This window comes from Streptosporangium sp. NPDC000396, from assembly GCF_042898655.1.
Lineage (GTDB): Bacteria > Actinomycetota > Actinomycetes > Streptosporangiales > Streptosporangiaceae > Streptosporangium.
The window spans coordinates 176590-197258 of record NZ_JBIAZA010000013.1 but is presented as its reverse complement, the minus strand read 5'-3'; the positions used below and the strand labels follow the sequence as shown (position 1 = coordinate 197258).

20 protein-coding genes and 3 tRNA genes are annotated in these 20669 nt (G+C 68.6%); 10 read left to right on the top strand and 13 right to left on the bottom strand.

Annotated elements, in window-relative coordinates; translation table 11 throughout:
• Positions 1–123: 123 nt before the first annotated feature.
• Positions 124–1170 carry a 3-isopropylmalate dehydrogenase gene (locus ACFY2X_RS22575; RefSeq protein ID WP_389940673.1) on the top strand — a complete coding sequence of 349 codons (1047 nt, stop codon included), beginning with the start codon at positions 124–126 and terminating at the stop codon, positions 1168–1170.
• Between the two features lie 173 nt (positions 1171–1343).
• Positions 1344–2438, top strand: coding sequence for a branched-chain amino acid aminotransferase (locus ACFY2X_RS22570; RefSeq protein WP_389940671.1), 1095 nt, complete (start codon positions 1344–1346; stop codon positions 2436–2438).
• 54 nt (positions 2439–2492) lie between these two features.
• Here ACFY2X_RS22570 and ACFY2X_RS22565 read toward each other — a convergent pair whose 3' ends face one another.
• Complete coding sequence (locus ACFY2X_RS22565; protein WP_389940669.1) at positions 2493–3086, bottom strand: Uma2 family endonuclease; 594 nt, start codon at positions 3084–3086, stop codon at positions 2493–2495.
• Between the two features lie 407 nt (positions 3087–3493).
• Here ACFY2X_RS22565 and cimA point away from each other — a divergent pair, with 407 nt between their 5' ends.
• Positions 3494–5071, top strand: coding sequence for a citramalate synthase (gene cimA / locus ACFY2X_RS22560; RefSeq protein WP_389940667.1), 1578 nt, complete (start codon positions 3494–3496; stop codon positions 5069–5071).
• A 47-nt stretch (positions 5072–5118) separates the two neighbouring features.
• Here the strand turns inward: cimA and ACFY2X_RS22555 are convergent, their stop codons facing one another.
• Positions 5119–6804, bottom strand: coding sequence for a heparinase II/III family protein (locus ACFY2X_RS22555; protein WP_389940665.1), 1686 nt, complete (start codon positions 6802–6804; stop codon positions 5119–5121).
• Between the two features lie 123 nt (positions 6805–6927).
• A complete protein-coding gene (locus ACFY2X_RS22550; RefSeq protein ID WP_389940664.1) occupies positions 6928–7902 on the bottom strand; it encodes a helix-turn-helix domain-containing protein in 975 nt (324 codons plus the stop codon).
• Positions 7903–7972: 70 nt separating this feature from the next.
• On the opposite strand from ACFY2X_RS22550, the gene ACFY2X_RS22545 reads away from it, so the two are divergent.
• Positions 7973–8569: a cyanamide hydratase gene (locus ACFY2X_RS22545; RefSeq protein WP_389940662.1), complete on the top strand. Its 597-nt coding sequence runs from the start codon at positions 7973–7975 to the stop codon at positions 8567–8569.
• Between the two features lie 110 nt (positions 8570–8679).
• Here ACFY2X_RS22545 and ACFY2X_RS22540 read toward each other — a convergent pair whose 3' ends face one another.
• From ACFY2X_RS22540 to ACFY2X_RS22510, 7 genes are read right to left on the bottom strand one after another with little or no spacing between them, the layout of a single operon-like run.
• Complete coding sequence (locus ACFY2X_RS22540) at positions 8680–9042, bottom strand: antibiotic biosynthesis monooxygenase family protein (RefSeq protein WP_389940660.1); 363 nt, start codon at positions 9040–9042, stop codon at positions 8680–8682.
• 60 nt (positions 9043–9102) lie between these two features.
• Entirely contained in the window at positions 9103–9690 is a 588-nt protein-coding gene (locus tag ACFY2X_RS22535) for an alkaline shock response membrane anchor protein AmaP (RefSeq protein WP_389940658.1), read from the bottom strand.
• A gap of 5 nt (positions 9691–9695) precedes the next feature.
• On the bottom strand, positions 9696–10427 hold the full coding sequence (locus ACFY2X_RS22530) for a DUF6286 domain-containing protein (RefSeq protein ID WP_389940656.1): 732 nt from the start codon (positions 10425–10427) through the stop codon (positions 9696–9698).
• Complete coding sequence (locus ACFY2X_RS22525; protein ID WP_389940654.1) at positions 10424–10897, bottom strand: Asp23/Gls24 family envelope stress response protein; 474 nt, start codon at positions 10895–10897, stop codon at positions 10424–10426. The genes ACFY2X_RS22530 and ACFY2X_RS22525 overlap by 4 nt, the downstream gene beginning before the upstream one ends.
• On the bottom strand, positions 10894–11082 hold the full coding sequence (locus ACFY2X_RS22520) for a hypothetical protein (RefSeq protein ID WP_389940652.1): 189 nt from the start codon (positions 11080–11082) through the stop codon (positions 10894–10896). Before ACFY2X_RS22520 ends, ACFY2X_RS22525 begins: the two co-directional genes overlap by 4 nt.
• Positions 11079–11345 (bottom strand): hypothetical protein, encoded by a 267-nt coding sequence (locus tag ACFY2X_RS22515; protein WP_389940650.1) that lies wholly within the window; start codon positions 11343–11345, stop codon positions 11079–11081. Before ACFY2X_RS22515 ends, ACFY2X_RS22520 begins: the two co-directional genes overlap by 4 nt.
• Positions 11342–11842, bottom strand: coding sequence for an Asp23/Gls24 family envelope stress response protein (locus ACFY2X_RS22510; RefSeq protein ID WP_389940648.1), 501 nt, complete (start codon positions 11840–11842; stop codon positions 11342–11344). Before ACFY2X_RS22510 ends, ACFY2X_RS22515 begins: the two co-directional genes overlap by 4 nt.
• 333 nt (positions 11843–12175) lie before the next feature.
• Here ACFY2X_RS22510 and ACFY2X_RS22505 point away from each other — a divergent pair, with 333 nt between their 5' ends.
• Positions 12176–12952: a fumarylacetoacetate hydrolase family protein gene (locus tag ACFY2X_RS22505; RefSeq protein ID WP_389940646.1), complete on the top strand. Its 777-nt coding sequence runs from the start codon at positions 12176–12178 to the stop codon at positions 12950–12952.
• Positions 12945–14318, top strand: a complete 1374-nt coding sequence (gene gltX / locus ACFY2X_RS22500; RefSeq protein ID WP_389940644.1) for a glutamate--tRNA ligase — start codon at positions 12945–12947, stop codon at positions 14316–14318. The genes ACFY2X_RS22505 and gltX overlap by 8 nt, the downstream gene beginning before the upstream one ends.
• On the opposite strand, the gene ACFY2X_RS22495 is transcribed toward gltX, so the two are convergent.
• Entirely contained in the window at positions 14212–15588 is a 1377-nt protein-coding gene (locus ACFY2X_RS22495; RefSeq protein WP_389940642.1) for an MATE family efflux transporter, read from the bottom strand. The genes gltX and ACFY2X_RS22495 overlap by 107 nt on opposite strands.
• Positions 15589–15642: 54 nt before the next feature.
• Between ACFY2X_RS22495 and ACFY2X_RS22490 the strand changes: the two genes are divergently transcribed.
• Complete coding sequence (locus ACFY2X_RS22490; protein WP_389940640.1) at positions 15643–16179, top strand: PadR family transcriptional regulator; 537 nt, start codon at positions 15643–15645, stop codon at positions 16177–16179.
• A gap of 87 nt (positions 16180–16266) precedes the next feature.
• On the opposite strand, the gene ACFY2X_RS22485 is transcribed toward ACFY2X_RS22490, so the two are convergent.
• Positions 16267–18246, bottom strand: a complete 1980-nt coding sequence (locus ACFY2X_RS22485; RefSeq protein WP_389940638.1) for a M3 family metallopeptidase — start codon at positions 18244–18246, stop codon at positions 16267–16269.
• 175 nt (positions 18247–18421) lie between these two features.
• Between ACFY2X_RS22485 and ACFY2X_RS22480 the strand changes: the two genes are divergently transcribed.
• The 3 genes from ACFY2X_RS22480 (at position 18422) to ACFY2X_RS22470 (ending at position 18712) form a co-directional block, all read left to right on the top strand.
• Positions 18422–18493 (top strand) — tRNA-Gln (locus ACFY2X_RS22480).
• 56 nt (positions 18494–18549) lie between these two features.
• A tRNA-Glu gene (locus ACFY2X_RS22475) sits at positions 18550–18625 on the top strand.
• Positions 18626–18639: 14 nt separating this feature from the next.
• Positions 18640–18712, top strand: a tRNA-Glu gene (locus tag ACFY2X_RS22470).
• 204 nt (positions 18713–18916) lie between these two features.
• Here the strand turns inward: ACFY2X_RS22470 and ACFY2X_RS22465 are convergent.
• Positions 18917–20650 (bottom strand): hypothetical protein, encoded by a 1734-nt coding sequence (locus tag ACFY2X_RS22465; protein ID WP_389940636.1) that lies wholly within the window; start codon positions 20648–20650, stop codon positions 18917–18919.
• Positions 20651–20669: the final 19 nt, after the last annotated feature.

Sequence of the window (20669 nt, the reverse complement as noted above, 5' to 3'; positions counted from 1 at the left end):
AACTAGACAAAGCGATCATATAGGTCGTGAGCGCATAAATGATCACGCCTGCCGTGCCACGCGGGTATGTCCGAAGAGTGAGATCGGTGTTCGATTACCGAGACGGGCCGGTAAGGTGCGTGCATGGATTCGCGCAACATTCGCCTGGCAGTCATCCCCGGAGACGGGATCGGCGTCGAAGTCGTCACCGAGGGCCTGAAGGTCCTCCAAGCGGTCGGCACGAAAATGGAGACCACCACCTACGACCTGGGCGCCAAGCGGTACCACAGGACCGGTGAGATCCTCTCGGACGCGGTTCTGGACGAGTTGCGCGGATACGACGCGATCCTGCTCGGCGCGATCGGCGACCCCAGCGTTCCCCCGGGCGTCCTGGAGCGCGACCTGCTGCTCAGGCTCCGCTTCGAGCTCGACCACTACGTGAACCTCCGCCCGGTCAAGCTCTTCCCCGGCGTCGAGACCCCGCTCGGGAAATCCCGTCCCGAGGACATCGACATGGTCGTCGTCCGTGAGGGAACCGAGGGCCTGTACGCCGGAGCCGGCGGCGCGCTGCGCCGGGGCACGCCGTACGAGGTCGCCACCCAGGAGTCGCTGAACACCGCCTTCGGCGTCGAGCGGGTCATCCGCTACGCCTTCGACAAGGCGCTCGAACGACCCCGCAAGAAGCTGACGCTGGTCCACAAGACCAACGTGCTCACCTACGCCGGTGACCTCTGGGCCCGCACGTTCGACCGGGTCGGCCTGGAATACCCCGACGTCACGACCGACTACTGCCACGTGGACGCGGCCTCGATGTTCTTCGTCAGCCAGCCGGAGCGGTTCGATGTGATCGTCACCGACAACCTCTTCGGTGACATCCTGACCGACATCGGCGCCGCCGTCGCCGGTGGCATCGGCCTGGCGGCCAGCGGCAACATCAACCCCGACCGCACCGCGCCGAGCATGTTCGAGCCGGTCCACGGCAGCGCCCCCGACATCGCGGGCCAGGGCAAGGCCGACCCGACCGCGACGATCCTGTCGGTCGCCATGCTCCTGGACCACCTGGGCCTGGCCGAGGAGGCCGCCAAGGTCGAGCAGGCCGTGGCCGAGGACCTGCTCGAGCGGTTGACCGGCTGGGCCGGCCGGACCACCCACGAGATCGGCGACGACATCACCGCCCGAGTAGCCGGCTGAGGAAGCCGCCCCCTCGAATCCCGACGCGCCTGGCGGCTCACCTGAGCCGCCAGGCGCGTCTTCGTTTATCCAGCCCTGACGGCTTTCGCCATAGATGCAGTAGTTTTCCCGTTAGCTGGTCCATCGCAGAATGGACTCAAGCCCAGCCCGCCATGAAGAGAAGGATCTCCGCCATGACCACCGCTCAGAAGCTCAGCTTCGACGTGCAGCTCTCCGACCATGCTCGCACCGCGGCCGAGCGCGAGCAGGTACTGGCGAATCCTGGGTTCGGGCAGATCTTCACCGACCACATGATCTCGATCGACTACACCGAGGGGGAGGGCTGGCACGACGCGCGGCTCATGCCGTACGGCCCGCTGAGCCTGGACCCGGCGACCTCGGTCTTCCACTACGCCCAGGAACTCTTCGAGGGCCTGAAGGCCTACCGCCAGGAGGGCGGTGCGATCGCGTCCTTCCGGCCGTACGCCAACGCCGCCCGCTTCAACCGGTCGGCGGTGCGGATGGCCATGCCGGAGTTGCCCGAGGAGACGTTCGTCGAGTCGCTCGAACTCCTCGTCCAGACGGACCGCGAGTGGGTGCCCACGACCCCGGGCCACAGCCTCTACCTGCGCCCCTTCATGATCGCGACGCAGGCGGCGCTCGGCGTCAACTACCCCTCCAGGACCTACAAGTACATGGTGATCGCCTCTCCGGCGGCCGCCTACTTCGGCGGAGGCAAGCCGGTCTCGGTCTGGCTGTCCACCGAATACACCCGCGCCGCCCCTGGCGGCACGGGCTTCGCCAAGTGCGGCGGCAACTACGCGGCGGCCTTCGTGGCCCAGCGCCAGGCCGTCGAGCAGGGCTGTGACCAGGTGGTCTGGCTCGACGCGAGCGAGCACCGCTACGTCGAGGAGATGGGCGGGATGAACCTGTTCTTCGTCTATGGCGACCGCCTGCTCACCCCGGCCCTCACCGGCACGCTCCTGCCCGGCATCACCCGCGACTCGATCCTCACCCTCGCCGCCGACCTCGGCCTGACCGTCGAGGAGGGGCGCCTGTCGATCGAGGAGTGGCAGTCGGGCTGCGAGTCCGGCGAGCTCACCGAGGTCTTCGCCTGCGGCACCGCGGCGGTCGTGACCCCGGTCGGCTCGGTCAAGGGCGCCGACCGCGCCTGGACGATCGGCGGCGGCGTCCAGGGCCCGGTCACCGCCCGGATCCGCGAGGAACTGGTCGGCATCCAGTACGGCTCCCGCCCCGACCCGCACGGCTGGGTCCACAAGATCTGCTGACCCGCACATGAGGAAAGCCCGGTCTCCCACCAGACCGGGCTTTCCTCGTCGGGCCTACTCTTCGATCAGCTTGCCGGTGTCGATCGTGAGGTTCCACGGCGCGGGCAAGTCAAGGAGGGCACCGAACTTGACGATGACTTCCCGGGAGTACCCAGTCTTGCTGGGGTCGCTGAGAAGTCGGATTTGTTCTTCGAACGTGTCGATGACGAGATAGAGCGGAACGCCTGCCAGCGCACAGTTCCGCGGCTTGACGACATGGTCGTCATTGATGCTGCTTGATGAGACCACTTCTACGACAAGCAATGTGGTGTCGCCGTAGGTTTCGTCCTCGCCCCACATCCTGGGGTTGGGTGGTACGACAGTGAGGTCGGGACGGTAGCGGTCGCTCTGCGGGCCCAGATGGAGCTTGATGTCGTTCCAGATCTTCCAGCCTCGCTCGGTCACCGTGCTGAGGAGTTGGGTGAGGATCCAGAAGACGATGTCGTTGTGAGTTCCGGTTGGCAACTCCCTCACCACGATCCGGCCGTTGATGAGTTCGACGCGCCGGTCAGGCCACCTCTCGCACATCTCTGAGAGACGCCCTCCCAGATCATCTTCATGATCTTGCCGTGATGGCTTCGTTGTTGGTCGATCCAGAACTTTGGCCATGGGTTCATCATCCCCTCCGAGCGGGTGGGCGCAACGTGTTTGACACGCGACCCAAAGTAATCGCAAAGATTTACCTCCGCCCGGAGTTCGGGAAAGTTCTCGTCAGTGTTTTCGAATCATGGTGAGGAATCGCCCATTTCCCCGCTGATCGCCGGGTCGCGGGGAGGCCCGTTTCCTCCGCTCCGGCACGCCGTACATCTCGGATCCTGAGATCCGATGTGTCAAATGGTGTCGGCGTATGGCAGACTCCAGAGCATCATGTTCTACGGTCTGCTCATTATCGGCAGGCGCGCTGGCTGACAAGGGACACCGCCAGCGCGCAGACCTCTCACGTCCGTGAGGGGTCTTTTTGTTTTCCGAAGCCGGATGAGCGCGCGGCGAACGGCCGAACCGCGAAGGAGACTGACATGCCCGACGATCGCTTTCATGTGTATGACACGACGCTCCGTGACGGTGCCCAACAGGAGGGTCTCAACCTCACGGTGGCCGACAAACTGGCCATCGCGCGTCACCTGGACGGCCTGGGCGTCGGCTTCATCGAAGGCGGCTGGCCGGGCGCCAACCCCAAGGACACAGAGTTTTTCAGGCGGGCTCAAACAGAGCTGGACCTGAAGCACGCGCAACTCGCCGCGTTCGGCGCGACCCGCCGGGCAGGGGTGAAGGCAGCCGACGACCCGTTGGTGGCCGCGTTGCGCGAATCCGGCGCGCCGGTCGTGACCCTTGTCGCCAAGAGCCACGACCGGCACGTGGAGCTGGCCCTCCGCACGACTCTCCAGGAGAACCTCGCGATGATCCGCGACACGGTTTCTCACCTTCGTGCGGAGGGCCAGCGAGTCTTCCTCGACGCCGAGCACTTCTTCGACGGTTACAAGTCCAACCCAGCCTACGCGCTGGAAGTCCTGCGCACCGCCGCCGAGGCCGGGGCGTCGGTCATCGCCCTGTGCGACACCAACGGAGGCATGCTCCCCGACGAGCTCGCCGAGGTCGTCCACGCGGCCGTGGAGACGTCCGCCCGGATCGGCATCCACTGCCACGACGACACCGGCTGCGCGGTGGCCAACACCCTGGCCGCCGTGAAGGCGGGCGCCACCCACGTGCAGGGCTGCGCCAACGGGTACGGCGAGCGGTCCGGCAACGCCAACCTGTTCACCGTCGTGGCCAACCTCCAGCTCAAGCGGGGCTTCGACCTCGTCCCGGGGGAGTCGCTGGCCGACATGACCCGGATCGCGCACGCGATCACCGAGGTCACCAACGTCACCCCGAACTCGCACGCTCCCTACGTGGGCGTCTCGGCCTTCGCGCACAAGGCCGGGCTGCACGCCAGCGCCATCAAGGTGGATCCCAACCTCTACCAGCACATCGACCCCGCCCAGGTCGGCAACGACATGCGCATGCTCGTCTCCGACATGGCGGGCCGGGCCTCCGTCGAGCTCAAGGGCCGCGAGCTGGGCTACGAGCTGTCCGCGGAGACCTCGCGCGACCTGGTGAACCGGGTCAAGGAACTGGAGGCCAAGGGCTACACCTTCGAGGCCGCGGACGCCTCCTTCGAGCTGCTGCTCCGCGACGCGGTGGCCGGTCAGCGCAAGCGCCACTTCGAGGTCGAGTCCTGGCGAGTGATCATCGAGCGGACCCGCGGCGGCGAGCTGGTCAGCGAGGCCACGGTCAAGCTGCACGCCAAGGGCGAGCGGATCGTCGCCACCGGCGAGGGCAACGGCCCGGTCAACGCCCTGGACAAGGCCGTCCGGCTGGGGCTGGAGCAGCTCTACCCCGAGCTGGCGGAGGTCGAGCTGATCGACTTCAAGGTGCGCATCCTGGAGGGCGCCCACGGCACCGACGCGGTCACGCGCGTGCTCATCACCTCCAGCGACGCGACCGGCGAGTGGGCCACCGTCGGCGTCGACGAGAACATCATCGAGGCCTCCTGGCAGGCCCTCGAGCAGGCCGTCACCTACGGCCTGCTCCGGGCGGGCCACGCCGCCGACTGAGCCGGCCCGGATCGAGGGGTACGGCCAGGCCGTACCCCTCGAACGCCTCAGGAGAGGTCGGCGCCGCCGACCCGGAAGCCGACCGAGCCCTTGGACGTCTCCAGGTTGACCTTGCCACCGGAGCAGGAGACCGAGGGCTTGTCGGTGCCGGGCACCACGACGGTGAGCAGCGCGTTCTCTGAGGCAGGAGAGATGACCGCGGGGGCGGCCTGCCTCTTCAGGTAGGCGGTGGAGACCCAGCCCTGGTAGGGGTTCTGCTGCCCGCGGACCACGTTGAGCCCGCTCACCGGCTTGCAGGACGGCATCGAGAGCTGGACCAGCGTCGCCTTCCAGCCCGTCTTGTCCTTGACCACGACCTGGCCGCCGGAGTCCGACACGGTGGACAGCTCGGGGGCGAAATGCCAGACGTTGCGGACCCGGGAACCCTTGGGGACCGTGTCCAGCACGGCCATCACGTCCTGGTCGTGGTTGACCAGCACCGAGCGGGTCCTGGGCACGCCGTAGGCCCTGTCGGTCAGCCGGTAGCTCTGCCGGTCCTTGCCGATCGAGGATTTGCTCAGGGCGGTGGCCGTCCTGCCCCGGAACCGGGCGCCGACCACACTCGGCGTGTTGTGGGCCTCGGGGGACATCGTCCAGCGGCGGTAGCCGTTGTTCTCGTAGGAGTGGAAGCCCACGTCGACCAGGACGTCACGGCCCTGGGCGTAGTAGGTCACGCCGAGGTGGTCCTCGTGGCCGTGATACTTCAGGCCGGGACCGAAGCGGATGGAGTAGAACGCCGACTCGGGCTTGTCCCAGGCGGTGCGCCCGTAGACGTAGCCGTTGCCGAACACCCGCACGTTCTTCTTCGAGTGGGAGTAGCCGACCGGCCGCACGTCCGCGCCGCCGTCACCGATCGGGACCATGAACCCGTTCGGCTGGGTGGAGTGGGAGATGAACTCCTCCAGCGACTCCCACCGCCTGGTGATCTCGGCGGGCACCTTCCGGCCGCACTCCTCGATACGGTCCATGGCGACCTTGAGCCGCTCGTGGACGTAGATCGCATAGCGCGGGGCCTGCTCGCGCAGCGCGCCCTGGGAGTCGACGTCCAGCTTCACCGTCTCGGTCAGGCGCTTGACGGCGAGACCCGACCACGCCTCGCGCTTGTACCGGCAGCCGATGCCGAGCAGCGCGATGTCCTGGTCGATGCCGTGGTTGTGGCCCTTCTCGTACAGGCGGGGGTTGGACAGCATCGCGGCGTGCTCGGCCAGGCTCTTGGTCAGCCAGGACTCGTTGACGTGCTTGCTCAGGCAGACCAGCGCGGGGGCGCGCAGCGCGATGGGGTGCTCCTGCCAGGCGTACGAACTGGCCTTGGGACCGCCCCGGCGGGGGTTGTCCGCCACCCAGTCCTTGGCGATCTCGGTGGCACGGGTCAGGTAGGACTCCTGCCCGGTGCTCTCGTACTCGGCGACCAGGCGGCCCATCCAGCGCAGCGAGTGGAAGACCATGCTCCACGAGCGGTTGTGGTAGGGGTCGGTGCGCCAGTTGACGTCCTTGCCGACCTTCACCGGCGGCAGGTCGAGGAACTCGACCCTGCCGCTCATGATGTCGGGTGCCGTCGGGGTCGCCGGTAGCCAGTCGCCCTGGCACTCGGCGGTGCGTTTGACCTTGTCCGCGGCCTCCGCCGTGCCGACCGCTGCGCCGCAGCTCACGAAGAGGATGAGCGAGAGAGTGAGTGCTTTGGTGCGGCGACGCACGCCAGTTCCTTCCGGGCCGAATGAAGAGGGCGGATCATGCTGACCGGATCCCACCAAACCGGTCAAGCTGGCTGGCCCTCTTCCAGCACATTGTTAGCAACTAGATGCGCATCAAGGGTTTAGTCACCCTTGCCCCTCGTCGTCGGGCCCGTCGCCGAAGGTCTCCCGGTAGGCGCTGGGGGAGACCCCGACCTGGCGGCGGAAATGGGGCCGCAGCGCCACGGCCGAGGCGAAGCCCGCGCTGCGGGCCACCCGCTCGATCGGCTCCCGCGTCGTCTCCAGCAACCTCTGGGCGTGCAAAACCCGCTGGTGGAGCAGCCACTGGGTGGGAGTGGTCCCGGTGACCCGGCGGAAGCGCCGGTCGAAGGTGCGGCGGCTCATCATGGCCCGGGCGGACAGGACGTCGACGGTGAGTTCCTCATCGAGGTGGCGCAGGGCCCAGTCGAGGGTCTCGCCGAGCGGATCGCCGTCGGCGGGCGCCGGGACCGGGTGGTCGATGTACTGCGCCTGGCCGCCGGCCCGGTGCGGTGGCACCACCAGGGACCTGGCGATGTCGTTGGCCGCCTGCGGCCCGTACGTCCGGCGGATGAGATGCAGGCAGAGGTCGATGCCGCCCGCGCTGCCCGCGGAGGTCAGGATGTCGCCCTCGTCCACGTAGAGCACGTCGGGCTTGACCCGGATTCCCGGATACGTCGAGGCGAGCAGCGAGGCGTAGCGCCAGTGGGTCGTGGCCGTGCGGCCGTCCAGCAGCCCCGCGGCGGCGAGCACGAACGTGCCGAGGCAGAGGCCGACCACGGTGGCTCCGCGGTCGTGGGCCCGGCGCAACGCCTCCAGCGCCTCTCGTGCCGGAGGACGGCCGAGCGGACGCCGCCAGGTCGGCACGACCACCAGGTTCGCGTCGTTCACGGCGTCCAGGTCGTGCGGCGCGGCGAGCTCGATGCCGAAGTCCGTTCGCACCGGGCCGCCCTCGGCGGCCACCGGGCGCACGTCGAACTCCGGGAGCCCGTCGCGGCGCTCGCCGAAGACGGCGATCGGCACCGAGGCCTCGAACAGCGGGACCTCGTCGAACAGCATCACGGCGACTGTCGTGAACCCCATGGCGGGATCCTATCGATGGATGGCTTCCCAGCCACTCGTGGTGTCTTCCCTGGTAGGACAGGCTGGGCGCATGAGACTCGCCGACATCGTGATCCCCGACACCTCCGCCACCCGCGGCGCGCTGGAGGTGGCCACCGCCTACTGCACGCCGGCCCTGCTGAACCACTCCGTGCGGGCCTACCTGTGGGCGGCGGCGTACGCCGCCATGAACGACATCGCCTTCGACGCCGAGCTGCTGTACGTCTCGTCGATGCTGCACGACCTCGGCCTGGTCAAGGAGTTCGACAATCACACCGTGCCGTTCGAGGAGGCGGGGGGCCACCTCGCATGGGTCTTCGGCGCCGGGGCCGGATGGCCTGTCGAGCGGCGCGTGCGCGCGTCCGAGGTGATCGTGCGGCACATGTGGGACAAGGTGGACGTCTCCCAGGACCCCGAGGGCCACCTGCTGGAGCTGTCCACCGCGCTGGACATCTCCGGCCGGCGGCCTGAGGACTTCCCGGCCGAGCTCCGGGCCGAGGTGCTGGAGCGCTACCCCCGGCTGGGGCTCGGCGAGGAGTTCGTCGCGTGCTTCCGGGACCAGGCCGAGCGCAAGCCGGACAGCCTGGCCGCCGAGTTCGTGCGCGGCGGCTTCGCCGACCGCGTCAGGGCGAACGTCCTGGACCGCTGACCTTCCGGGATCCGCGCCCAGACGCGGCGCTCCGGGCTGCTCACGGCTCGGGCGCGGGCCGGTGTCCCGAGTGGCTCAGGGCTCGCACATGGGCCGGTGCTCCGGGCGGTTCAGGATTCGGACTTGGGGCCGGTGCTCTGGACGACCTCGAACGACCAGAGTTCGGCCCCGCTGGCGGCCGGCCCCTGGTGACCGTGCCCCTGCCCCTGGCCGTGGCCGTGGCCCTGACCGCCGGCCTCGGCGTGTCCCCTCTGGAAGGCCTGGCTCTCGGTCCAGCGCTTGAAGTCCTCCTCGGACCGCCAGCGGGTGTAAACCATGTAGCGGTCGGTGCCCTCCACCGGGCGGAGCAGCTCGAACCACTCGAACCCGTCGGCCGACTCCACGACGCCGGCCCGCCCGGAGAACCGGCGCTCCAGCTCCTCGCGCATCTCCGGGGACACCGTCAGCACATTTATCTTCACTACCGAAGGCACATCTTCTCCTCGAAGCGTTCGAACGTCGGTTCCGCTGACCACTCTATGATCGGCGTCCCGTCAGGCGACGGCTCTGCGGGAGTATGACGGTGCCTCCAGGCTTATCTGGGCGACGGCCGGAACGCTCTCCGTCTCCAGCGCCTGGCGCATGTGCGGGATGGCCACCCCGCCCAACTGCTCGCAGATCGCGCTCATCGGGGCGTTCTCGTCGGCCACCACGCGCAGCCGTACGGCGGGACGCGCGCTCGTGCCGACCATCGCGGCGCTGGCGCCGAGGACGGCGGGGTGCGAGCTGATGTCGGCCGCCACCGCGTCGGCCACGCCACCGCTGTGGATGTTGGTGACCCCTCCGGGGCCGCCTTCCAAGCAGATGTTGCCCAGCCTGTCACGCCGCCCCTGGACCAGCAGCCAGCGCAGGCCGAGCAGGGCGAGGACGATCCCCGCCGCGGCGAGCGCCCACCACAGCCAAGGGCCGTAGCGGGTGAAGGTGTCAAGCACCGGACCGTTGACCAGCGGCTCTTCCGCGGGTGCCCAGCGCTGGGGGAACGCCCTCGCGCCGCGGGCGAGCGCGAGGCCGCCGAGCGTCATCAGCAACAACCCTGTGAGCAGCAACCCCAGCCGGTTGCCCCTCGCGGTCTTCCTCTCCATGAAGATCACTTTCCTCGCAGGTTCACGCGGACGGGGTAGTCGCCTGACGGGCCGAGCGCGGCGATCCGCTCGGTCACGGCCCGCTGTACGGCCTGTGCCAGCCCCGTGGTGTCCCTTAGCGGACTGTGAGCCGTCACCTGCGCGGTCCTCCCGCGCAGCTTGACCGTGGCGCGGTCGACCCCCGGCACCTGCCTGGCCGTGTGCGCCAGGGCGCGGGTGAAGCCCCGGGGCTGCATGCCGACGATCAGGTCCGGGTCACCGGTCCTGATCGGGATGAGCCTGGGCCGTCCCGGCACGAGTGCGAGCAGCACGAGAAGCAGGCCCAGCGCAGTGATCAGGCCGGCGATCGCCATCACCACGGGGTCGTTCCACGTCGTCGACGACGCCCAGCTCAGCAGCCGGTCGTAGGGCACCCAGCGCACCGGCTTGCCGAGCAGTGCGGAGATCACCTCCACCGCGATCAGCGCGCCGATCACGACCATCAGGGCGGCCGTGATCGTGGCGGGGATCACCCGGCGCGGGCGGAAGGCTCTGCGCGCGGCCCGATCGGCGGCGGGCTTTCTCGGAGCCTCCACCGACACGGCCGGTTCGGTCTGCTCCGTGACCTCCGCGCCGGGTGCGGTCGACATCCCTGGGATGAGGCTTTCCTCGGGGGCCGGGGCCTGCGGGCTGGACGCCGCCCCGGGCTCCTGGCCGGGCTCCGGGCCGGACTCGGGACCGGATGTGGGACCGGTCATCTGCGGCCCTCCCCTCGGGGCAGGACGACGCTGGTCATGTTGATGTCGATGTGGCTGACGTTCAGGCCGGTCAGCGCGCGGACCCGGTCGGCGACGTGCCGCCGGATCTCCGCGGACACCTGCCTGAGCGGGACCGGATATTCCACCGACACGTCCAGCTCCACGGCGGTGAGGTTCTCGTCCACGGTGGCGTGGGTGCGTCCCGCGAAGGTCAGCGGCCCCCGCTCGCGAACCTCCCGCACCCCCGCCACCTCTCCGGCGGCGCGGGCCGCGATGCGCGACACCACCCGCTCGGGGATGCTCGTCTTCCCTCGCCGCTCAGCCGGTACGGCCGGCCGTACCGGCTGAGCCTGTTGCGGGACTCGCGCCACACTCTCGGGTAGGACGCCTCCCGGCCGCTGGACCGGGAGAGTGGGCACATCCGCCGGCGCCTCGGAGGACGCGGCGTGGTGTTCGACCGGAGCAGTCATCTCCGCCTCGCCGCCATCCGGGACAGGTCGATCTCGCCACCCTCGACGATGCGGCCGACGAGGAGGCCGACGGCGCCCAGAACGAGCACCAGAAGGAAGGCGCCCAGACCGCCGAAGGCTCCCGCGAAGCCCAGGGCGATGCCGACAAACATTCCGATGACACTCCACATCGGGAACTGGTTCATCGCATACCTCCGATATGAACATTCACGGAGCGGTTCCCCACCAGAGGTGCGAGAGCCGCCCGCACGTCGTCCGCGATCTCCGGAAGCGGTCGTCCCCGCTCGACGACGATGGAGACCTCCACCTCGTCCTCGCGCAGGGCGACCCCGGACACTCTCTCGCCGGGCAGATAGGTCGCGACGGTCCCGAACGGGCCGCCGGACAGGTCGGCGACGTCCGGGCATCGCCGTACGGTGTCAGCTATCTCGTGCGCGAGCTCGCTCACTGGACGCGTGGCTCCGGCTCGGCTCCTTCGATCCTGCCCCTCTCGCCTTCCCCCTGGCCGGGCATGTGGACGTCGTCGACCCTGATGTTGACCTCGACGACCTCGAGTCCGGTCATGCGCTCGATGGCCATGATCACGTTACGGCGCACCCCGGCAGCGAGGTCCGGGATGGCGACGCCGTATTCGATCACCAGGTCGAGGTCGACCGCGGCCTGCCGTTCGCCCACCTCTACAGATACGCCCTGTGTGGCGCTCTTTTCGCCGCCCACGATGCCGCGGACCGCGCCGAGTGCGCGTGCGGTTCCGGCGCCCATGTCATAGACACCCGAGACCTCCCGGGCCGCCAGGCCGGCGATCTTCGCTACGACGCCGCTGTCGATGCTGGTGGTTCCCTTGGAGGTGACCAGGTTTTTGGCGTTTCCCGAGGTGTCGGTTCGGGCGCGAGGCACCGAGGCCTCTTCACTCCTTGGCTTGTCCGTCGTCTTGGCTTCGGTCACGTCGGTTCCCTCCCCCGGGGGAAGATCGTCTGCTTCCCCGATGTTGCCTACTGGGCGTAATACCCCCTTTAACACCAGCAATCGGTACATACCTTTTCTTTGGGTGATGATAGAAATATGCGACTAATGTCATTAATCGCATTTATCTAAAAAGGCATGATTTAGACGTTTTTATGGGTGCGTGATTGGTTTCAAGAGGTGTTGCGTCGCTCGCGGGCACCGTGCGTGACGTCCGGATCTCGGCGGCTCCGCGTCTCCGGGGCGGCACGACACGGGCCGGAGCGGAGACGGGCGGCGGTCCGGCGGGACTCCGGGCGCGACTAGCCTTGTCGTGTGCGCATAGCGAGATTCTCCACAGGTGAAGGTGTCGGATTCGGCGTGGTCGAGGGAGGCCCCGGCGAGGAGTTCATCTCCGCGATCTCCGGGCACCCGTTCGGCCCGATCCAGTTCACCGGTGAGCGTCATTCGCTGTCGCAGGTGAAGCTGCTCGCGCCCATGCTGCCGAGCAAGGTCGTCGCCATCGGCAAGAACTACGCCGACCACGCCCGTGAGATGGGCGGCGAGGTCCCCGACGAGCCGCTGGTCTTCCTGAAGCCGTCAACCTCGGTGATCGGTTCGGGGGAGGCCATCGCCTACCCGACGGGGCTGTCCCAGCGGGTCGACTTCGAGGGCGAGCTGGCGGTGGTCATCGGCAGGCTCTGCCGGGAGGTCCCCACCGAGCGGGCGAGTGAGGTCATCTTCGGCTACACCTGCGCCAACGACGTCACGGCCCGGGACCTGCAGAAGAAGGACGTCCAGTTCACCCGCGCCAAGGGCTTCGACACGTTCTGCCCGCTCGGCCCGTGGATCCAGACGGAACTCGACCCGAGCGACCTGGCCATCACCACGACGGTGAACGGCGAGATCAAGCAGAGCTCGCGCACCTCCAAACTCATGTACGACATCCCGTCGCTGATCGCCCACGTGAGCGCGGTCATGACCCTGATCCCCGGGGACGTCATCCTCACCGGGACACCCGAAGGGGTCGGCCCGCTGGACATCGGCGACGAGGTCAGCGTCGGCATCGAAGGAATCGGCACACTGACGAACAGGGTGGTCTCCCGTGACTGACATCAGGGTGCGCTTCGCGCCCTCCCCCACCGGCATGTTCCATGTCGGCAGCGCCCGCGCAGCGCTTTTCAACTGGGCGCTGGCCGAACAGTCCGGCGGCCGGTTCATCCTGCGCATCGAGGACACCGACGCCACCCGCAACCGTCCCGAGTGGACCGAGGGCATCATCTCGGCCCTCGCCTGGATCGGGATCAGTGGTGACAACCCGATCTTCGAGGGTCCCTACTTCCAGTCGGCCTTCGAGCCGCAGCACCGCGAGGCCGTGGCCAAGCTGCTCGCCGACGGCAAGGCCTACCACTGCGACTGCACCCGCGAGCAGGTTCAGGCGCGGACCGGCTCCGAGCACAAGGGCTACGACGGCTTCTGCCGCGACAGGGGCCTGAGCGCGGGCGCGGTGCGCTTCCGCACCCCCGACGAGGGCGCCACCGTGGTCGACGACGTCATCAGGGGCAGGGTGGAGTTCCCCAACGACGCGCAGGAGGATTTCGTCATCGCGCGCAGCGACGGGTCCCCGCTCTACGTCCTGGCCAACGCCGTCGACGACATCACGCAGCGGATCACCCACGTGATCCGCGGCGAGGAGCACCTGCCCAACGCCGCCCGCCAGGAGCTGCTGTGGCCCGCGCTGGGCGCGCGGCCCCCCGTCTGGGCGCACACCCCGGTCATCGTCAACGAGCAGCGCAAGAAACTGTCCAAGCGCCGCGACAAGGTCGCCCTGGAGTCCTACCGCGACGAGGGCTACCTGCCGGAGGCGATGGTCAACTACCTGATGCTGCTCGGCTGGGGTCCCGGCGGCGACCGCGAGATCATGCCGTGGTCGGAGATGGTCCCGCTGTTCCGCCTGGAGAACGTCATCCCCTCCAACGCCTTCTTCGACGAGAAGAAGCTGCGTGCCTTCAACGGCGAATACATCCGGGCGCTGCCGCTCGCGACCTTCGTCGCCCGATGCGAGCCGTGGCTGGAGCCGAGCTGGGACCGCGAGACCTTCGCCAAGGTCGCCGAGCTCGCCCAGACCCGCATCGCGGTCCTGTCCGAGATCACCGCGAACGTGGACTTCCTCTTCCTCGAAGAGCCGGTCTTCGACCAGGCGTCGTGGGACAAGGCCATGAAGGCCTCCGCCCTGGAGATCCTCAGCGGTTATCTCGACCGCCTCGAGAAGGTCAACATGGACCCCGAGTCGCTCAAGACCGCGCTGGAGGAGGTCGGCGCCGAGCACGGCCTCAAGCTCGGCAAGGCCCAGGCCCCCGTCCGCGTGGCCATCACCGGCCGGACCGTTGGGCTGCCGCTGTTCGAGTCGATCGAGGTGCTCGGCCGGGAACGCTCGATGGACCGGCTCCGCGCCGCCATCGCCAGGCTCGAAGGCTGAGCCGGGACGGCCGCCCCTCAGGGCCCGGAGACGTGAGACCGGGCACTGAGGGGCGGCCGAAGCTCGCGGCGAGCACGACCGTGAGCGTGGCTCCCGTCGTCATCGCCAGCCAGACGCCGGTGACGCCGATCGCGGAGCTGAGCGCGTAGGCCAGGGGCAGCTGGACCGCGAAACCTGTCAGCGTGGAGCCGAGCAGCCTGCTGCCCCGTCCGTTCGCCTGGAGCACTCCGCCCATGGCGATCAGACCGCCGAACGGGATGAGATAGAGCGTCATCCAGCGGAGGAAGCTCACGGCCTCGGCGGTCACCGCGGGGTCGTCGGCGAACAGGGGCGCCACGGGGACGGCGATGGCGTTGAGCACGACGGAGACGATCAGGCCGGCGGCCAGGCCGTACCCGAGGGCGGGTCCCGCCTGGCCGGAGCGGGCCGTGTGGATCATCGCGGCCTGGCGGAGCGCGTAGAAGGCCATCGTCCCGGCCAGCATGATCTTCATCCCTATGCCGTAGCCCGCCAGTGTCACCACCCCGAAGCCGCCCACCACCTCCACCAGGAGCATGCCGACGAGGGACCTGGCCAGGAAGTCCCCGGACATGGGCAGGCCGGTGCGGATGATGTCCAGGGCGTCCGCGTGGTTCGCGGACGCCCTGGAGTCGCGGGGGATCCGCCGCAGGAGCAGGGCCAGCGTGACGGCGAAGGTGATGCCGCGGGCGACCACGGTGGCCGCGGCGGCGCCCTCGACCCCCAGATTGAGTCCGTACCCGTAGATGAACAGCGGGTCCAGGGCGATCACCAGGACGTTGCAGAGCAGCGCGGCGCGCATCGGGGTCGTGGTGTCTCCACGCCCCTTGAAGATCCCGTCCGTCAGCGACTGGGCGAAGAAGATCGGAATCCCGGCCAGGGAGATCAGGTAGAAGTCGGCGGTCAGGCCCGCCGTCACGGCGTCGTCGGTGAAGAGCCGGGCGAGCGGCTCGCGGAGCAGAACGCCGGGGACCGCCACCGCCAGGCTGACCGCCGCGCAGAGCAGCCACGCCGTACGGATCACCGGGGTGATCGGCTGCTTGCCGTCGCGCCTGCCGACGATGACGGTCGTCCCGGTCGAGACGGCGAGGATGACACCCAGGGCGAGGTATTCGGTGGTGGTGGCGACCGTCACCGCGGCCACCGCGTGGCTGCCCAGGCCTGAGACCCAGAACAGGTCGATCAGGCCGACCGCGACCACGGCGGTCAGCAACTCCACGTAGACGGGAAGAGCAAGGCGGATCAGTTTCATCGTATACCTCGTTTCGAGCTATCTCGTTTAGAGGTATAGCGATACGATGCGCCCATGGCAAGTGGCGATCTGACTTTGTCGATCCTCGGCTTCCTCGGCGAGGGGCCGATGCACGGCTACGAGCTCAAGGCGCGGATCTTCCAGCTGAGCGGCCACATCCGGCCCGTCAGCGACGGAGCGCTCTACCCGGCGATCGCTCGTCTGGAGAAGGCCGGGCTCGTGGACCGGCACGAGGAGGAGGGCACGGGGGCGGCCCGCCGCCAGGTCCTCAACCTGACCGACGCGGGCCGGGCCGAGCTTCTGCGGCGGCTCCGCGAGCCCACCGATCTGGAGATCAGCGACCAGACCCGGTTCTTCGTGCTGCTGACCTTCCTGTCCCAGCTCCCGGACCGCGCGGACCAGGCCGGGGTCCTCCGCCGCCGCCTCGAGTTCCTGGAGACCCCCGCGAGCTTCTTCTACCAGGACGGAAAGCCGCAACGGGCCGAGGAGGTCCCCGACCCGTTCCACCGCGGCATGCTTCTGATCGCCCGGGCCACCGGCGAGGCCGAGAAGCGGTGGCTCAGGGAGGTCACCGCCGAACTGGGCGCCTAGTCAGCTTCCGGAAGATCCCGGTCGGCTCCCGGAAGACCGGACGGTGGCCGGGGTGGGGCCCATCCCCGCCCCGGCGTCGAAGGGCGTTCAGGTCAGCAGGCCGCGGCGCTCCAGCAGGGGCTCGATGCGGGGGTCGCGGCCGCGGAAGTCGCGGAAGGCGGCCATGACGTCCATGGAGCCGCCGACCGACAGCAGGGTGGACCTGAAGTGGTCGCCGTTGTCGCGCTTGAGGCCGTCGTTCTCCTTGAACCACTCGACGCTCTCGGCGTCCAGCACCTCGCTCCAGACGTAGGAGTAGTAACCGGCGCTGTAGCCGCCCACGCCGCTGGAGAAGATGTGCGCGAAGTAGTTGGTCCGATAGCGGGGGCGGACCAGCTCGAAGGCGATACCGGCCCGCTCCAGGGCCGCCGCCTCGAACGCCTCGGCGTCCTCGACGGTCTCGCCGGGGGCGAGCTTGTGCCAGGCCCAGTCGAGCAGCGTCGCGGCGAGATACTCCACGGTCGCGAAACCCTGGTTGAACTTCTCGGCGGCCTTCATCTTCTCCAGGAGCTCCGCCGGCACCGGCTCACCGGTCTCGTGGTGCTTGGCGAAGTTGGCGAGGACCGACGGCCAGGTCGCCCACATCTCGTTGACCTGCGAGGGGTACTCCACGAAGTCGCGCGGCACCTCGGTGCCGGAGACGCGGGGGAAGCGGACGTTGGAGAACAGGCCGTGCAGGGCGTGGCCGAACTCGTGGAAGGCGGTGTTGACCTCGTCGAAGGTCAGCAGCGCCGGGCCCTTGGCGGGCTTGGTGACGTTGAGGTTGTTCATCACCACGGGCAGGTCGCCGAACAGGTGCGACTGGTCCACGAGGTTGTTCATCCACGCGCCGCCACGCTTGGTGGGCCGGGCGTAGGGGTCGAACACGAACAGGCCGAGCTGCGAGCCGTCCGCGTTGAACACCTCGAAGATCTGCACGTCGGGGTGGTAGCCGACCAGGTCGTCCCGTTCGGCGAAGGTGATCCCGTACAGCTCGCCGGCGGCGTGGAAGACGCCGTCCTTGAGCACCCGGTTCAACTCGAAGTAGGGACGCAGCTCGGAGCTGTCGAAGTCGTAGCGGGCCTTGCGCACCTTCTCCGCGTAGAACGACCAGTCCCACGGCTCGATGGGGAACCCGGCCTGCTCGCTCAGTGCCTCGGCCTCGCGCCGGGCGTTGGCCACCGCCGGGCCCACCAGCTTGCCGAGCATCTCCTCGACGGCGTCGGTGGTCTTGGCCGTCTGGTCGGCGACGGAGTAGGCGGCGTGGCTGGGGTAGCCGAGCAGAGCGGCCCGCTCGGCGCGGAGCGTCGCCATCCTGACGGCCAGGTCGAAGTTCTCGGGCGCCCGGTTGACGGACAGCTCGTACAGCTTCCTGCGGGTCTGCCTGTCGGTCAGCTCGGCCAGGGCGGGCTGGTTGGTGAAGTTGAGCAGCGGCAGGGAGTATTTGCCGTCCTTCTCGATCGCCTTGATCGCGCTCTCGGAGAGCCCGTCGAGCTCTTTGACGTCCTCGATGACCAGCGCCGAAGCGGTGGAGGCCGTCAGCAGGTTCTGCGAGAAGGCGGTGGCGAGCCTGGACAGCTCCTCGTTGATCTCCTTGAGCCGCTCCTGCTCGAACTCCGAAAGGTCGGCGCCAGCCCGGACGAAGTCCTCGCGGTATTTCTCCAGCAGCCACGCCTCCTCCGGGTCGTCGGTGGCGACCTGTTTGATCCGCTCGTAGAGGGCGCGGTTCAGGTGGATGGCGTCGCTGTGCTTGGTCAGCTTGGGGGAGATCTCACTCTCGATCTCCCGGATGCCGTCGGTCGCGTCGGAGGAGGCGATGCTGAAGAAGACCGTCGAGGTCCGCTTCAGGATCTGACCCGAGCGCTCCAGGGCCTCGACGGTGTTCGTGAACGTCGCCGGATCGGGATCACCGGCGATCGTCTCCACCTCCCGGAGATGGTCCGCCATGCCGCGCTCGAAGGCGGGCAGGTAGTGCTCCTCCTGGATCTCGGCGAAGTTGGGCAGCCGATAGGGCAGCGTGCTGGGGGCGAAGAACGGGTTCTCAGCCAAGGCGCGGACTCCTCACATACGGACAAAACTCCGACAGCAGCGTTACACAGCCGACCATGGAAGGCACGTCGGCATGACGCGGGACCGCGGCGCGGCCAATCGTTTTGGCCTTGACCCCCAACCTGGGCTATTCTTTCGGAGTCGCCAGCGAGCCCCGCAAGGGGGTCGAAAGCGGTGGGGTATGGTGTAATTGGCAACACGACTGATTCTGGTTCAGTTATTCTAGGTTCGAGTCCTGGTACCCCAGCTGTGTCTCCCTCCGGAGATGCTGCGGATTCATCTGAATCCGACGACAGTGTGTAAGGTCCCGTCGTCTAGTGGCCTAGGACGCCGCCCTCTCAAGGCGGTAACGCCGGTTCGAATCCGGTCGGGACTACCACTGCCATCTCGCAAGGCTCCGTCGTCTAGTGGCCTAGGACGCCGCCCTCTCAAGGCGGTAGCGCCGGTTCGAATCCGGTCGGGGCTACATCGGTGAGACCCCCGGAAGCAACGGCTTCCGGGGGTTTTCTGCGTTTCGGGAACTTCCCATCCATTTGCTGAACAGCCGGACCGTCCAACAAGTGGTCGCCCACCGGCCGGACCGTCGGCACCGCCGAGGCGCAGGTCGTGGGGCCGAGGACGGCAAGCTGCACGCCCACGGCACCCCGACCTGCGCCGTTTTCCCGATGCGCTAGTTGTGCGTGGAGCGGGCCTTGAACAGGGCTCGCTTGGCGGCCTTGCCCACCTGCTTGTCCGGGTGGGCCTTGCCGATCGCCTCCAGCAGCTCCTCAAGGTGCGGGTGCGGCACCTTCCAGATCACATCGAGCAGGTTGACCAGGTTCGGCGCGTTGCCGATGTCGTCCAGGCTGCTGACGAACTCCGGCCGGCCGAGACCCGCGGAGATGGTCAGCATGTCGAGGATCAGCCAGTGGGTGTCGGCCTGGGTGGGCGGGGGAGCGTCCTCGACGCCGAGCTGGGCCAGGTGAGTGGCCGCGTAGGGGCGAAGGGACGGCTCGTCGAGGGCGTCCTGCCACGCGGGCACGGCCACCTCGCCGAGCGAGCCCACCATGCTGGCCGCCTGGACCCGGACGAGGGCGTCCGCGTCGTCCTCGGCCGCGGCCTCCAGCAGCTCCTTGGCGGCCTGATCGGGCTCGCGCAGCTCCATCCAGGCGGCGAACTCGGCGTCCGCCTCCTCCTCCGGCAGCTCCGCGCTGAAGGAGAGCAGGTCCAGGGCCGTCATCGCGTCGATGGCGGGCCGGGCGTCCAGCTCGATGTCGGCGTCGTCCGCGAGGTGGACCACGCCCTCCATACCGAGCGGCGTCAGCCGTACCTGGTCGTGCTCGACCTCGATCATCCCGTATCCGGCCAGCCAGTCGAGGACGGGGGTGAGCGGGTCGCCGTACTGCGTGGAGGCCGTCGCCCAGGACTCGGCGCCCTGGTCGTCGTATTCCGCGGCGGCCTCCGCCAGCTCCGCGCGGAGCTCGGACAGGGACTTGGAACCGCTGGCCAGGAGCACCCGGATCAGCAGGGCCCGGGTCAGCCCCGACAGGGCGATCGTGGCCTCCTCGTCTTCGAGCTCGGGGTCGCCGTAGTCGATCGACTGCAGACCGGTCAGCCAGACGTCCAGGGCGTCGTCGTCTTCCTCGAAGGGCCACTCGGCGGTGTCGGGGTCGGCGCTGACGGTGTCTTCGCCCTCGGGCTGGAGGAAGTCCAGGTCGATGGCGAGGTTCCAGATGTTCCAGAGCGCGGGCACGCAGTCGGCCAGCGGCTTGCCGCCCGTCTCGGGGACGGCGAGTCCCAGAGCGCCGAGAGCCTCGGTGATCTCGGCGTCGGTGAGCAGGCTCGTCTCGCCCACCCGGCGCTCGGATCCGACCCAGACCGCGAGGTCGCGAGCCTTGGTGATCAGCTTCGTCTCCCGGGCGGCCATGGCCAGCTCGGCGTCGGGACGCAGGCGGATCGTCGGCAGGTCGGCGAGCTCGTCCGCGAACGGCTCGAAGTCACCCAGCCCCTCGGGCTCCTCCTCGTCGTCGTATTCGTCCTGCTCGGCGACCAGATCCTCCATCGCGTCGACGAAGTCGTCCTCGATGCGGTCGAGCTCGGCGAGGAGGTCCTTGAGCGAGGAGGAACCTTTCGCCAGCCGGCCCGTCTCCGACAGGAAGGTCAGGTAGGCGCGGACCGCGGGCACCATGCCGTCGGCGGCGGCGTCCGGATCTTCCACGACCTGGGGCATCCGATCGAGCAGCACCGTGCGCAGATCGGACTGCTTCCACCGGCCGACGTCGTCGGAGGCGATCAGCCGGTGCCACAGGGCGACGGAGCCGACGAGATTGGAATCACTGCCGGGCGCGTTCTCACGCGCCCAGAGGATGAAGTTTTGGAGCAGGGGACGCAGCTCAGCGGCGGCTGCCTCGATGCGATCTGTCACCTACCCAGCCTAGGGGGCC

Coding starts and splice junctions, on each gene's coding strand:
- ACFY2X_RS22575 (WP_389940673.1), top strand. CDS start 124: ATGGATTCGCGCAACATTCGCCTGGCAGTCATCCCCGGAGACGGGATC.
- ACFY2X_RS22570 (WP_389940671.1), top strand. CDS start 1,344: ATGACCACCGCTCAGAAGCTCAGCTTCGACGTGCAGCTCTCCGACCAT.
- ACFY2X_RS22565 (WP_389940669.1), bottom strand. CDS start 3,086: ATGGCCAAAGTTCTGGATCGACCAACAACGAAGCCATCACGGCAAGAT.
- cimA (WP_389940667.1), top strand. CDS start 3,494: ATGCCCGACGATCGCTTTCATGTGTATGACACGACGCTCCGTGACGGT.
- ACFY2X_RS22550 (WP_389940664.1), bottom strand. CDS start 7,902: ATGGGGTTCACGACAGTCGCCGTGATGCTGTTCGACGAGGTCCCGCTG.
- ACFY2X_RS22545 (WP_389940662.1), top strand. CDS start 7,973: ATGAGACTCGCCGACATCGTGATCCCCGACACCTCCGCCACCCGCGGC.
- ACFY2X_RS22535 (WP_389940658.1), bottom strand. CDS start 9,690: ATGGAGAGGAAGACCGCGAGGGGCAACCGGCTGGGGTTGCTGCTCACA.
- ACFY2X_RS22530 (WP_389940656.1), bottom strand. CDS start 10,427: ATGACCGGTCCCACATCCGGTCCCGAGTCCGGCCCGGAGCCCGGCCAG.
- ACFY2X_RS22525 (WP_389940654.1), bottom strand. CDS start 10,897: ATGACTGCTCCGGTCGAACACCACGCCGCGTCCTCCGAGGCGCCGGCG.
- ACFY2X_RS22520 (WP_389940652.1), bottom strand. CDS start 11,082: ATGAACCAGTTCCCGATGTGGAGTGTCATCGGAATGTTTGTCGGCATC.
- ACFY2X_RS22495 (WP_389940642.1), bottom strand. CDS start 15,588: ATGAAACTGATCCGCCTTGCTCTTCCCGTCTACGTGGAGTTGCTGACC.
- ACFY2X_RS22490 (WP_389940640.1), top strand. CDS start 15,643: ATGGCAAGTGGCGATCTGACTTTGTCGATCCTCGGCTTCCTCGGCGAG.